The organism is Geobacillus sp. FJAT-46040 (genome assembly GCF_002335725.1).
GTDB classification, from domain to species: Bacteria; Bacillota; Bacilli; order Bacillales; family Anoxybacillaceae; genus Geobacillus; species Geobacillus thermoleovorans.
This window is the reverse complement of the sequence record NZ_NISS01000001.1, coordinates 2458045-2471823: the sequence shown is the minus strand read 5'-3', so window position 1 is coordinate 2471823 and position 13779 is coordinate 2458045. Positions and strand designations below refer to the sequence as shown.

The window sequence follows — 13779 nt, the reverse complement described above, 5'->3', positions numbered from 1 at the left end:
AATTTTACGGCATTGAATTCTTGAAACAGGAAGAATCCTATACGTCTCAAGCCAGCTTTTTTGACGGCGATGAGATTCCTGAATATAATGCCGACAATCCAAAAGAATATAAGTTCAGCGGCAAACGTATTAAGCGCGGCTTGTATCGAACAAAGTCTGGCAAACTAATTAATGCTGATGTCAATGGCGCATTAAACATCTTAAAGAAAAGTAAAGCTGTAGACCTGAGTGTCTTATGCTCTAGCGGCGAAGTGGACACGCCTCAAAGAATAAGGATTGCTTGAAGCAGTCAAACTTCTTTGGAAGCCCCCACTTCAAATTTTCGCTAGAAAATTAAGTGGGGGTAGTTCACCATACCATGCAGGCAGGTGGAAATCAATGACCCTTTCCTGTTCTCCTGCTTTGTTCACAAAATTGTCAACAAATGCAGTGAAAACAAAACAGCGCCCGCCTGACGCGGGCGCTGTTTGACGAGGGTGATAGAGGCGCAAGCGCTTATAGCTGCCGAAACGCCTTGCCGACCGCGTCGATCGTGTAGGCGATGTCGTCTTCCGTATGGGCGAGGGTGATAAACCATGCTTCATATTTCGATGGCGCGAGATTGACCCCTTGTTTGAGCATGAGCTTGAAAAATTTCGCAAATAACTCGCCGTCGCTTTGCTGGGCTTGCTTGTAGTTTTCCACCTTTTCGTCCGTGAAGAAGACGGTGAGCGCGCCTTTTAAGCGGTTGACGGTCACCGGCAGGCCGCATTGGCGGGCATGGGCGAGGATGCCCTCTTCCAGCATGGCTCCCAATCGGTCGAGATGCTCATAGACACCCTCTTGTTTCAACACTTCAAGGCAGGCGATGCCAGCGAGCATCGACGCCGGGTTGCCGGCCATCGTCCCGGCCTGGTACGCTGGTCCGAGCGGAGCGACTTGTTCCATAATGTCTTGGCGTCCACCGTACGCCCCAATCGGCAGACCGCCGCCAATAATTTTCCCCATCGCCGTCAAGTCGGGCTCCACACTGAGCAAGTTTTGCGCTCCGCCGTACATAAAGCGGAAGGCGGTGATCACTTCGTCGTAAATGACGAGCGCCCCTTCCTTGTGAGCAATCTCATTGATCGCTTCTAAAAAGCCCGGTTTTGGTAGGACGATGCCGAAGTTGCCGACGATCGGCTCAACCAATACGGCGGCGACTTGTTCGCCCCAAACGTTCATCGCTTCACGGAACGATTCGACATCGTTGTATGGCACGGTAATGACTTCTTGGGCGATGCTTTGCGGCACGCCGGCTGAGTCCGGCGTCCCCAACGTCGATGGCCCCGAGCCGGCGGCGACGAGCACAAGGTCCGAATGGCCATGGTAGCAGCCTTCGAATTTGACGATTTTGCTTCGTCCGGTGTAGGCGCGGGCGACGCGGATTGTCGTCATCACCGCTTCCGTCCCCGAGTTGACAAAGCGGACTTTCTCAAGCGACGGAATCGCCTCTTTCAACATCTTCGCAAATGTAATCTCATGCGGCGTCGGCGTGCCGTACAACACACCGGTCTCGGCGGCGCGGCGGATGGCTTCCGCGATGTGCGGATGGGCGTGCCCGGCGATGATCGGTCCGTAGGCGGCCAAGTAGTCGATGTACTTGTTTCCATCCACATCCCAAAAGTAGGCTCCTTGCGCCCGCTCCATCACGACTGGCGCACCGCCGCCGACCGCTTTGTATGAGCGGGACGGGCTGTTCACCCCGCCAACGATGTGCTGGAGCGCTTCTTCATATAATTGTTCTGATTTGGTCCACTGCATTGTTTGATCCTCCTGTTTCCGCTGACTGCCTCTTTATATAGTAAACCGAGAAGACTCAAACTTCAATGCTATAGGTGTAAAGCGGGAGACGGATCGGTTTCTCCCATCATTGACGTGCCGATTCGAAAAAATCCGACAGGAAATCGTTTGTTTCCGTATGGGCGGAACTGACATCCAACTGTTGCCGACGGTCGATCGGCGAGTGGGCATTGATTTAGGACAAAAGCATTTTGCCGTTCTTTCCAAATCGGAGGCGGCGCCTAACGCAATGGCGTCAACAGACTGGAAAACAAAAAAGATGAAAATGGCGGCGATTCATGTATAATGCAACATAGGAGAAGGGCGCAAGCCGCCTTTTTCCTTTGACGCCAAGGAGAGGTCAGGAGGAGAACGATGAACGCCATCGAAGTAGAACAATTGCGCAAAGAATTTAAAGTGCACAAAAGCCGCTCCGGCCTCGTCGGAGCGTTTCGCGATTTATGGACGCGCCGTTATACGCTCGTTCGAGCGGTTGATGACATTTCGTTTGCTGTTAAGCAAGGGGAAATCGTCGGCTATATCGGCGAAAACGGCGCCGGCAAGTCAACGACGATCAAAATGTTGACCGGCATTTTAACGCCGACATCCGGGCGCATTGTCGTCAACGGGATGAATCCCCATAAAGAGCGGGAAAAATTCGTGCGCACGATCGGCGTCGTGTTCGGCCAGCGCTCGCAATTATGGTGGGACATCGCCGTGCAAGAATCGTTTCGTCTGTTAAAAAAAGTATACCGCGTCCCCGATGAGCAATATCGCCGTCATATGGGCGAAGTCATCGAGATGCTAGACATCGGTCCGCTCCTTGACAAGCCGGTGCGCAAGCTGTCGCTTGGCCAGCGGATGCGCTGCGAGCTCGCCGCCGCCCTCATTCACAACCCGCCGCTGTTGTTTTTGGACGAGCCGACCATCGGTTTGGATGTGCTGGTGAAACTGAACATCCGCCAGTTTTTAAAGCAATTGAATGAACGGTATGGCACGACGATCCTGCTGACGACGCACGATATGTCAGACATTGAAGCGCTTTGCGAGCGGGTGATTATGCTTGATGAAGGGAAAATCATTTATGACGGTTCGCTCGGGCAGTTGAAAGAAAAATGGGGCCAAGGAAAACGGGTCGCCTTTACGTTTGCCGAAGCGGTGACGGCCGCTTTTTTGCAGCAGTTGACTGAAGGGTTGGATGTTGTTTGGAAAAAAGGTGAACAGCCGAACGTTTGGGTGGCGCACGTTCCATCAGGAGGCGTGCCGGAAGTTGTCAGCCGCGTCGCTGCCCGTTGTGCGTTAAATGACATCCATATTCACGAAGTGCCGACGGAGGAGATCATCCGCAATATTTATGAGGAAGGTGCGGTTCATGGGTAAGTATGTCGAAATGATCCGCATCCGCTTTTTAATGATGCTTGCCTACCGGACAAACTATTATACTGGCATTTTGATTTACGCCATTAACATCTCAGCGTATTACTTCCTTTGGTCGGCTATTTATGGCGGCAAATCATCGATGCAAGGGATGTCGCTTGGGCAAATGACGACGTATGTCGCCATTTCCTGGCTGGCGCGGGCGTTTTATTTTAACAACCTTGACCGCGAAATCGCGATGGAAATCCGCGATGGAAAAATAGCGACGGAACTCATCCGCCCGTACAGCTATTTAGGGATGAAAGCGGTGCAAGGGGTTGGCGAAGGGCTGTTCCGCTTGTTCTTCCTATCGTTGCCGGGGTTGCTGGTTGTCTCGCTCTTTTTGCCGCTCGAGTTTCCGGAACACGCCAAAACGTGGCTCGCTTTTGGCTTGTCGCTTCTATTCAGCTTTATCATCTTTTCGGAGCTGAACTTGCTTGCGGGAGTCGTGACATTTTTTACGTTCCGAAATGAAGGGCTGCTGAGGGCGAAACGGTTTATTATTGATCTATTTTCCGGTCTGATTTTGCCGTTGTCGTTTTACCCGGATTGGGCGCAACAGCTCATGGCGTATATGCCGTTTCAAGCCATCAGCTACATTCCAAGCATGATCATCACAGAAAGTTTTCAAGGAGCTGCTGTCCGTGATGGCCTGCTTCTGCAGGCGGCATGGTGCGTGCTGTTATGGTTTCCGATTGTGCTGTTATGGCGGGTGGCGAAAAAACGGCTCGTTGTGCAAGGGGGGTAGACTTTGTTTTACGTATCGGTTTTTTTTCAATATATGGCCCAGTACATGAAGACAAAATGGCAATACCGCGCGGATTTGCTGATTGAATGGTTGTCCGACTTCATGGCGCAGGCGGTCAACTTGGTGTTCTTGCTCGTCGTGTTTGGCCATACGACGCTGCTTCACGGTTGGTCGCGCGATGAGATGTTGTTTATTTACGGCTTTTTCCTTGTGCCGTACGCCGTATTTGGCGCCTTTTTTAATCTATGGGATTTCAACGAGCGCTACATTGTTCAGGGAGAAATGGATCGCGTGTTGACGCGCCCGGTTCACAGCCTGTTCCAGATCATTTTGGAGCGGATGGAGCTCGAATCGTTGCTTGGCGCTGTGCCCGGGCTGATCATTATGCTGTATGCCGGCAGCCGCTTGTCTCTTTCATTTCATTGGTATGATGTCTTCGTGTTTATTTTGCTTGTGATTGGCGGTGCATTGATTTACGCCGGCATTTTCATTTCACTGGCGACGATCAGTTTTTTTGCCGACGCCCGCACATCCATCATGCCGATGATGTACAACATCAGCAGCTACGGCCGCTATCCGGTCGATATTTATCACCGCGTCATCCGCTATATGTTAACGTGGGTGCTGCCGTTTGCCTTTGTCGGCGTTTATCCAGCTTCGTATTTTCTCCATAAGCAGGAATGGTATGGTTATGCGTTTTTGACCCCGGTTGTCGGCGTGTTGTTTTTCATCATCGCCGTGATGCTCTGGAACGCCGGGGTCAGGAGGTACCGCGGGACGGGGAGCTGAGTGCTCCCGTTGTTTGCCGCGGCGTCTGCCATGAAATGGACAAACAATAGTCAAACAATCGCCACAATCGCGCATGCATCGCGGTGCGCCTTTCGTGTAAAATATTTTGTGAAAGTGTTCACATTATATTGAGGGGGACGAATGCAATGAAAAACAACGGTGGAACCCGAGTAGTGGTCATCGGCACCGGGTTTGTCGGCGCCAGTTATGTGTTTGCCTTAATGAATCAAGGGATCGCCGATGAGATCGTGCTCATCGATGCGAATGAAAGCAAGGCCATAGGCGATGCGATGGACTTCAACCATGGGAAAGTATTTGCGCCGAAGCCGGCTGACATTTGGCACGGCGATTACGATGATTGCCGCGATGCCGATTTGGTTGTCATTTGCGCCGGCGCCAACCAAAAACCGGGCGAGACGCGGCTTGATCTTGTGGACAAAAACATTGCCATTTTCCGCTCGATCGTTGAGTCGGTCATGGCATCTGGATTTCAAGGACTGTTTCTCGTCGCCACCAATCCGGTCGACATTTTAACGTACGCGACGTGGAAATTCAGCGGCCTGCCGCATGAGCGGGTGATCGGTTCGGGGACGATTTTAGATACGGCGCGGTTCCGCTTTTTGTTGGGCGAGTATTTCTCTGTCGCTCCGCAAAATGTTCATGCCTATATTATTGGGGAACACGGCGACACTGAACTCCCGGTCTGGAGCCAGGCTGATATCGGCGGCGTGCCGATCCGCAAGCTGGTCGAGTCCAAAGGGGAAGAAGCGCAAAAAGATCTCGAGCGCATTTTTGTCAATGTGCGCGATGCCGCCTACCAAATTATTGAGAAAAAAGGAGCGACGTACTACGGGATTGCGATGGGGCTTGCCCGCGTGACGCGCGCCATTTTGCATAACGAAAACGCTATTTTGACCGTATCGGCCTACCTCGATGGCCCATATGGGGAGCGCGACGTCTACATCGGCGTGCCGGCTGTCATTAACCGCAATGGCATCCGCGAGGTGATCGAAATTGAATTGAATGATGACGAAAAAAATCGATTCCATCATAGCGCAGCCACATTAAAAAGCGTGCTAGCCCGTTGTTTTACGCGATGAGGCAACAAACGAAAAGTTGTGCCAACAGTCTTTCTTGTCCAAACAGGGGGATGTATGGCTCTGGGGGCGACACGCTGTTCCGATTGGGAAGGCGGCTTATTCCCGCATAATTGTCCGTTTCACGGTGTATATATGAACTACGGACAATTTGTGGAGGGAAGCGAATGGATTACGCATTCCTCGGAGTGGTGACCGCCGTGCTGCTCGGCAGCATCACCTCGCTTTGGACAGCGCGCGTACAAGCAACGCACCGCCTCTCCCTTGACAGTTTATGGGTGCTCGTTCAATGGTATGTGACGATGCTGCTAGGGTTTGCGATGATTTATATGATTTTGCAAGCCAACGGTCATCATGTATTTACTCCGTCACCAAGCAGTGCAGCAGGAAACCGCCTGTCTATGCTGGAAGACAGTCTATATTTAAGCGGCATGACCCTCCTGTCGGTCGGATACGGAGACGTCACCCCGGTCGGCATCGGGCGGTGGATCGCCATCGCCGAGGCGCTACTTGGCTACATTATGCCTGCTGTCATCGTCACGCGCACGGTATTTGACTGGGATCGCCGTTGACAGTTGCAATTTTCCTCTGTCTTCGTTACGCTAAAAGAAGACATTAAGGAGACGGAGGGAACGCTATGACGATCGCCATTGGCCAGCCAGCTCCAGATTTCACCTTGCCGGCAAGCAACGGGAAAATGGTTTCGCTCTCAGACTTCCGCGGCCAGTATGTCGTCCTTTATTTTTATCCAAAGGATATGACGCCTGGATGCACGACAGAAGCGTGCGATTTTCGCGACCGTCACGAGCAATTCGCCGGACTGAACGCTGTCATTTTAGGGGTGAGCCCGGATCCGGTTGCACGGCATGAAACGTTTATCGAAAAGTACAAACTGCCGTTTTTGCTTCTTTCCGACGAGCGACATGAAGTGGCAGAAATGTACGGAGTGTGGAAGAAAAAGAAAAACTTCGGCAAAGAGTATATGGGGATCGAACGCTCCACGTTCATTATCGACCCCGATGGGACGTTGGTTCAAGAATGGCGTGGGGTGAAAGTGAAGGGGCACGTCGATGAGGCGCTCGCGGAAGTCGCCCGATTGGCATCGTCTAGGTGAGTGTCCAATCAATCACAACGTTTTTGCGTACAATGCATAGTAACCTCCTCAAATGAAGGAAATGCGGCGGGTGGAAGTGATTCCCACCCCCTTTTTTTTGTTAAAAAGATGGCTGAGCCCATATATTAATGGTATCTATATTGACAAAAGGCATATACTCCTTGTAGACTAATTATAAATATTATAAAATGATAATTTTTTTCATCTTATACAGAGAGTGAGGTGCATGACGGTGTCTGCCAACGAGCAGCTGAAGGAAGCGCTTGACATGTTGAAAAAGACGGGCATACGCATCACGCCGCAGCGTCATGCGATATTAGAGTATTTGATCACCTCGATGTCCCATCCGACAGCGGATGAAATATACAAAGCGCTGGAAGGGAAATTTCCGAATATGAGCGTAGCGACCGTCTACAATAACTTGCGCGTCTTCAAAGAAATCGGGCTTGTCAAAGAGCTGACATATGGCGATTCATCAAGCCGGTTTGATTTTGTCACTTCCAATCATTATCACGTCATCTGTGAAGAGTGCGGCAAAATTGTCGATTTCCACTATCCAGCGCTTGATGAAGTCGAGCAGCTTGCCGCTCACGTCACCGGCTTTAAGGTAGACCATCATCGCATGGAAGTGTACGGAGTCTGCCCTGACTGTCAAAAAAGCGGGGCGCCGGCGCATTCGCATTAAAAAGCTGATAGCACAAGGCGGCTATCAGCTTTTTCTTTTTTTGTTGTACTTTTCGTCAAACTCTTTTCCTTCCAGTTCGCGGTCTAACGTCAACGGTTCACGGCAAAACATGCATAAATCGACGCGTCCGAGCATTTTTGTCACTTTGCCGCACGACGGACAAACGACTTGGACGGCTCGTGTAGACAGGGTGCCGATCCAAAAATATACGATGCCGCTCGCGACGAGAAACAGAAGACCTAACACCATAAATAGCGTCATGACAAGCGGGGACGTGCGGAAAAAGAGCCCGAGATACATGACAATGACACCGACGAAAATCAAGCTCAAAGCGAACGTACGAATTTTGTTGATTTTGCTCGAATATTTGATGCTCATGGTCGTCCCTCCTACATACACCACTATACCATAAAACAAGCACCAATCGGGAAGGAGAAACGGGCAAAATCAGACTTTTGTTTTTTCTTATAGAGAAGAGAAAGGAATTTTTCATTTTTTGTCGAATAATGAACGACAGCAACAAGCTCCTGCCTTTATCAGGCAAGGCAGCGGCGGGGCGGTCACAGAGGAGAGAACGGACGGTGACCGCCAAAACAAAGACTTTCGTGTGCAATGCTCCATTTTCGCATAACAAGGTGGTCGAACCTTGGAAGACGTGGGAAGGGGGGATCCGTTGCGGATAGGAAGCGGCGTGAACAAAAAGGGAAAAGAACTTCCCTGCCCGCCTGGCGGTCAAAGGCGAATCGCCGCATTTTTCCTAGCTGCAACGGAAACAGCCTATGGAACAGTTTTTGCGCCCAATATGTCAAGAGTGGACAAACAGAAGTGATACGCACGGCATTTTAATGTGAAAAAGCGGTTTGTCATACAGCGGTGACTGATACGTTTGATGCCGTGCTGCTAGTCATTGTCGACTCGCAGAGCGAACCGGTATGTCTAAAACATTATTCGTTTGGCACTGAAAAGGCGGCGCTTTATGTGGTGAATGAACAGAAGCTAAATGAATGGCTTGTTCTCGGAGCTCCCCGAAAGGCCATCGACTGGGTGTTTAATGGAAAAGTCATATTTGACCGCAACGATTATATTTGGCAGCTCCGCCAGCGCCTTGAGCAATTTCCGCCTCGGGAGCGGCAGCGGAAAATGGGGATTGAGTTTGCCAAACTGATCCGACGTTATATCGATGGCAAGGAGCTGTTTATGGCCCGGCATTGGCTCGACTCATACAACCATATGGTGCAAGCCCTCCATCATTTGGCGCGATTGACCGTGATCGAGCACGGACTTTACCCGGAAGTGACGGTATGGAGCCAGGTGAAGAAGATGAATGGACAAATTTATAAGTTGTATGAGGAATTGGTCGGCAGCGAGGAGCCGTTGCCGAAACGCCTTGAACTTCTGTTGTTGGCGAGCGAATTCCTCATTCATTCTTCCGTTGCAGCAGGCTCGATCCATCTGTGTGAAGTGCTAAAGGAAAAAGAAGGCGCATGGAGCATCGCTGAAATGGCTTGTCATCCACAACTTGCCCCTTATTCAGTCGATCTCGCAATCATGGTTGAGTATTTGGTCGAAAGAAAAGTATTGGCCGCAGTAAAAGGACCGACAAGAGGAAGCGGGATAACAGAGCGCTATTACATCGTGCAAGGAGGAAAAGTGCAGTGACTTCCCTGCCTATTCCTTGTTAAAACCGGGGCTCTGAGGCAGGCATGAAGGTGAAAAGATGTCTAGGGAGGGGCGTTTCCTTGCCAAAACGCGAACAGTGCAGAAGAGGGCGGAGGAAAGAGGGGGTCGAGAGTGCTAGGGAACTGCCTCCGCTCAGCACAGTTTGAAGCAGGGAGATCCTCAGGTTCACAGCGAAAGCAGCCATCTTCCTGAGTGCAGCTTCGTTCGTCCCAATGCTGGGCATCCGAAGACTCTTGGGTATTTTACGCATGGAAGGCTTCGTTCGGCTTTGACATTCGATTTCCTCCATGAAACCATATGTCCCGTTCACGAAGAATACAATCCTTGTTTGTCATGTGTTTTGGATGGCGCCGAAATTCATTTCCTACTTTCGCTTCGTTTTGAAGCAGGAGACTTCTTTCGGAGCTTCAGTGAAAAAAGCTATTGACTTGTATGAGGAACGATGATATATTTTAAATCGCTGCCGCAACGAAAAAATGCGGTGCAAAAGGAATAAAAAAAATGTTGACAGTAAATAATAAAAATGCTATCATGTAAAAGTCGCTTCAAGAGAGCGACAAAAACAAAAATCGTTCCTTGAAAACTGAACGAAACGAAGCGCAACGAAAAGCTGAGGCCCGCGGGTCGCCGCGATGGGCAAATGTTCTTCGCCTGCAGGGATTTACAATCCCGAAGGCGAAGGTTATTTGACCCCGAGCGGCGGTGGGCCGAAGCTGGACAATCCGAAAAGCCAATCAACTTTCTTTTGGAGAGTTTGATCCTGGCTCAGGACGAACGCTGGCGGCGTGCCTAATACATGCAAGTCGAGCGGACCGAACGAGGGCTTGCTCTTGTTTGGTCAGCGGCGGACGGGTGAGTAACACGTGGGCAACCTGCCCGCAAGACCGGGATAACTCCGGGAAACCGGAGCTAATACCGGATAACACCGAAGACCGCATGGTCTTTGGTTGAAAGGCGGCCTTTGGCTGTCACTTGCGGATGGGCCCGCGGCGCATTAGCTAGTTGGTGAGGTAACGGCTCACCAAGGCGACGATGCGTAGCCGGCCTGAGAGGGTGACCGGCCACACTGGGACTGAGACACGGCCCAGACTCCTACGGGAGGCAGCAGTAGGGAATCTTCCGCAATGGGCGAAAGCCTGACGGAGCGACGCCGCGTGAGCGAAGAAGGCCTTCGGGTCGTAAAGCTCTGTTGTGAGGGACGAAGGAGCGCCGTTCGAAGAGGGCGGCGCGGTGACGGTACCTCACGAGGAAGCCCCGGCTAACTACGTGCCAGCAGCCGCGGTAATACGTAGGGGGCGAGCGTTGTCCGGAATTATTGGGCGTAAAGCGCGCGCAGGCGGTCTCTTAAGTCTGATGTGAAAGCCCACGGCTCAACCGTGGAGGGTCATTGGAAACTGGGGGACTTGAGTGCAGGAGAGGAGAGCGGAATTCCACGTGTAGCGGTGAAATGCGTAGAGATGTGGAGGAACACCAGTGGCGAAGGCGGCTCTCTGGCCTGCAACTGACGCTGAGGCGCGAAAGCGTGGGGAGCAAACAGGATTAGATACCCTGGTAGTCCACGCCGTAAACGATGAGTGCTAAGTGTTAGAGGGGTCACACCCTTTAGTGCTGCAGCTAACGCGATAAGCACTCCGCCTGGGGAGTACGGCCGCAAGGCTGAAACTCAAAGGAATTGACGGGGGCCCGCACAAGCGGTGGAGCATGTGGTTTAATTCGAAGCAACGCGAAGAACCTTACCAGGTCTTGACATCCCCTGACAACCCAAGAGATTGGGCGTTCCCCCTTCGGGGGGACAGGGTGACAGGTGGTGCATGGTTGTCGTCAGCTCGTGTCGTGAGATGTTGGGTTAAGTCCCGCAACGAGCGCAACCCTCGCCTCTAGTTGCCAGCACGAAGGTGGGCACTCTAGAGGGACTGCCGGCGACAAGTCGGAGGAAGGTGGGGATGACGTCAAATCATCATGCCCCTTATGACCTGGGCTACACACGTGCTACAATGGGCGGTACAAAGGGCTGCGAACCCGCGAGGGGGAGCGAATCCCAAAAAGCCGCTCTCAGTTCGGATTGCAGGCTGCAACTCGCCTGCATGAAGCCGGAATCGCTAGTAATCGCGGATCAGCATGCCGCGGTGAATACGTTCCCGGGCCTTGTACACACCGCCCGTCACACCACGAGAGCTTGCAACACCCGAAGTCGGTGAGGTAACCCTTACGGGAGCCAGCCGCCGAAGGTGGGGCAAGTGATTGGGGTGAAGTCGTAACAAGGTAGCCGTACCGGAAGGTGCGGCTGGATCACCTCCTTTCTAAGGACGAAGAAAAGCGGAAGCGCCGTAATTTCGCCTAAAGGCAGCCCGCGTCCTGTGGGTAACGGCGAAATATCGCCATCGTGGCGATCGCGATGGGCAAATATTCTTCGCCTGCAAGGGTGCTTGCACCCGGAAGGCGAAGGTTATTTGACCCCGAGCGGCGGCGAGCCGGAGCTAGACAATTCGAAAAGCGGAGGCCGCAATGGCCAACCTACCAATCCATCGCGCTTCTGTTTCGTTCAGTTTTGAGGGAACGAGTCATGTTCTCTCAAGAATCAATTTTGTTCCTTGAAAACTAGATAACCGATAAAGCAAAGGAAGAAGCCGAGAGCGCGATAGGTTAAGCTAGAAAGGGCGCACGGTGGATGCCTTGGCACTAGGAGCCGATGAAGGACGGGGCAAACGCCGAAACGCTTCGGGGAGCTGTAAGCAAGCGTTGATCCGGAGATGTCCGAATGGGGGAACCCACTGTCCGTAATGGGGCAGTATCCATGCCTGAATCCATAGGGCATGGAGGGCACACCCGGGGAACTGAAACATCTTAGTACCCGGAGGAGAAGAAAGCAACCGCGATTCCCTAAGTAGCGGCGAGCGAAACGGGAACAGCCCAAACCAAGAGGCATGTCCTCTTGGGGTTGTAGGACCGCTCACGATGGGAGTGAGAAAGGGACGGGGTAGACGAACCGGTCTGGAACGGCCGGCCAGAGAAGGTGAGAGCCCTGTAGTCGAAACTTCGTTCCCTCCCGAGCGGATCCTGAGTACGGCGGGACACGAGGAATCCCGTCGGAAGCAGGGAGGACCATCTCCCAAGGCTAAATACTCCCTAGTGACCGATAGTGCACCAGTACCGTGAGGGAAAGGTGAAAAGCACCCCGGGAGGGGAGTGAAAGAGAACCTGAAACCGTGTGCCTACAAGTAGTCAGAGCGCGTTCATGCGTGATGGCGTGCCTTTTGTAGAATGAACCGGCGAGTGACGATGGCGTGCGAGGTTAAGCCGAAGAGGCGGAGCCGCAGCGAAAGCGAGTCTGAACAGGGCGTGTGAGTACGTCGTCGTCGACCCGAAACCAGGTGATCTACCCATGTCCAGGGTGAAGGCCGGGTAACACCGGCTGGAGGCCCGAACCCACGCACGTTGAAAAGTGCGGGGATGAGGTGTGGGTAGGGGTGAAATGCCAATCGAACTTGGAGATAGCTGGTTCTCCCCGAAATAGCTTTAGGGCTAGCCTCGGGTTTGAGAGTGTTGGAGGTAGAGCACTGATTGGGCTAGGGGCCCCAAACGGGTTACCGAACCCAGTCAAACTCCGAATGCCAACGACTTATGCCCGGGAGTCAGACTGCGAGTGATAAGATCCGTGGTCGAGAGGGGAACAGCCCAGACCGCCAGCTAAGGCCCCGAAGTGCACGTTCAGTGGAAAAGGATGTGGAGTTGCCGAGACAACCAGGATGTTGGCTTAGAAGCAGCCACCATTTAAAGAGTGCGTAATAGCTCACTGGTCGAGTGACTCTGCGCCGAAAATGTACCGGGGCTAAACGTGCCGCCGAAGCTGCGGGATGACCGTTGGTCATCGGTAGGGGAGCGTTCTAAGGGCAGAGAAGCCAGACCGGAAGGACTGGTGGAGCGCTTAGAAGTGAGAATGCCGGTATGAGTAGCGAAAACAGAGGTGAGAATCCTCTGCGCCGAAAGCCTAAGGGTTCCTGAGGAAGGTTCGTCCGCTCAGGGTTAGTCGGGACCTAAGCCGAGGCCGAAAGGCGTAGGTGATGGACAACAGGTTGAGATTCCTGTACCACCTTCTTCCCGTTTGAGCGATGGGGGGACGCAGGAGGATAGGGCGAGCAGGCGGCTGGAAGAGCCTGTCCAAGCCGTGAGGCTGATCCGCAGGCAAATCCGCGGATCATAAGGCCAAGCGGTGACGGCGACGGATTGATCCGGAAGTCCCCGATTTCACACTGCCAAGAAAAGCCTCTAGCGAGGGAAGAGGTGCCCGTACCGCAAACCGACACAGGTAGGCGAGGAGAGAATCCTAAGGCGCGCGGGAGAACTCTCGTTAAGGAACTCGGCAAAATGACCCCGTAACTTCGGGAGAAGGGGTGCTCTTTGGGGTGAAGAGCCCTGAAGAGCCGCAGTGAAAAGGCCCAACGACTGTTTA

11 protein-coding genes, 1 rRNA gene, 1 pseudogene and 1 other annotated feature (1 of these 14 only partly in view) are annotated in these 13779 nt (G+C 52.6%); of the genes and pseudogenes, 11 read left to right on the top strand and 2 right to left on the bottom strand.

Annotated elements, in window-relative coordinates; all coding sequences use genetic code 11:
* The coding region (locus CD000_RS13215) for a zinc ribbon domain-containing protein (protein ID WP_233130419.1) at window positions 1–284 on the top strand (284 nt) is incomplete at its 5' end.
* Between the two features lie 211 nt (window positions 285–495).
* Here CD000_RS13215 and CD000_RS13210 read toward each other — a convergent pair.
* Window positions 496–1782 (bottom strand): glutamate-1-semialdehyde 2,1-aminomutase, encoded by a 1287-nt coding sequence (locus tag CD000_RS13210; RefSeq protein ID WP_096225827.1) that lies wholly within the window; start codon window positions 1780–1782, stop codon window positions 496–498.
* Between the two features lie 157 nt (window positions 1783–1939).
* On the opposite strand from CD000_RS13210, the gene CD000_RS18525 reads away from it, so the two are divergent.
* From CD000_RS18525 to perR, 8 genes are all read left to right on the top strand, one after another.
* Window positions 1940–2107 (top strand): hypothetical protein, encoded by a 168-nt coding sequence (locus CD000_RS18525; RefSeq protein ID WP_014194925.1) that lies wholly within the window; start codon window positions 1940–1942, stop codon window positions 2105–2107.
* Window positions 2108–2175: 68 nt separating this feature from the next.
* Entirely contained in the window at window positions 2176–3180 is a 1005-nt protein-coding gene (locus CD000_RS13205) for an ABC transporter ATP-binding protein (protein ID WP_096225826.1), read from the top strand.
* Window positions 3173–3964, top strand: a complete 792-nt coding sequence (locus tag CD000_RS13200) for an ABC transporter permease (RefSeq protein WP_096225825.1) — start codon at window positions 3173–3175, stop codon at window positions 3962–3964. The genes CD000_RS13205 and CD000_RS13200 overlap by 8 nt, the downstream gene beginning before the upstream one ends.
* Before the next feature lie 3 nt (window positions 3965–3967).
* Window positions 3968–4753: an ABC transporter permease gene (locus CD000_RS13195; protein ID WP_050368237.1), complete on the top strand. Its 786-nt coding sequence runs from the start codon at window positions 3968–3970 to the stop codon at window positions 4751–4753.
* A 146-nt stretch (window positions 4754–4899) separates the two neighbouring features.
* On the top strand, window positions 4900–5853 hold the full coding sequence (locus CD000_RS13190) for an L-lactate dehydrogenase (protein ID WP_096225824.1): 954 nt from the start codon (window positions 4900–4902) through the stop codon (window positions 5851–5853).
* Window positions 5854–6017: 164 nt separating this feature from the next.
* The gene (locus CD000_RS13185) at window positions 6018–6422 is read left to right on the top strand and encodes a potassium channel family protein (protein WP_033009905.1); all 405 of its coding nucleotides are present in this window, start codon (window positions 6018–6020) and stop codon (window positions 6420–6422) included.
* Between the two features lie 65 nt (window positions 6423–6487).
* Window positions 6488–6964, top strand: coding sequence for a thioredoxin-dependent thiol peroxidase (gene bcp / locus CD000_RS13180; RefSeq protein WP_096225823.1), 477 nt, complete (start codon window positions 6488–6490; stop codon window positions 6962–6964).
* Window positions 6965–7190: 226 nt separating this feature from the next.
* Window positions 7191–7649: a peroxide-responsive transcriptional repressor PerR gene (gene perR / locus CD000_RS13175; protein WP_096225822.1), complete on the top strand. Its 459-nt coding sequence runs from the start codon at window positions 7191–7193 to the stop codon at window positions 7647–7649.
* Between the two features lie 24 nt (window positions 7650–7673).
* Here the strand turns inward: perR and CD000_RS13170 are convergent, their stop codons facing one another.
* Complete coding sequence (locus CD000_RS13170; protein WP_047817812.1) at window positions 7674–8027, bottom strand: YgzB family protein; 354 nt, start codon at window positions 8025–8027, stop codon at window positions 7674–7676.
* 401 nt (window positions 8028–8428) lie between these two features.
* Between CD000_RS13170 and CD000_RS13160 the strand changes: the two are divergent.
* Window positions 8429–9308 (top strand): annotated as a pseudogene (locus tag CD000_RS13160) (nucleotidyltransferase-like protein).
* A 763-nt stretch (window positions 9309–10071) separates the two neighbouring features.
* Window positions 10072–11629: ribosomal RNA gene (locus CD000_RS13155) — 16S ribosomal RNA — on the top strand.
* A gap of 341 nt (window positions 11630–11970) precedes the next feature.
* Window positions 11971–13779, top strand: a sequence feature (mutual gap in cmsearch alignment for this rRNA model is longer than 100); it runs 1013 nt beyond the window's last position.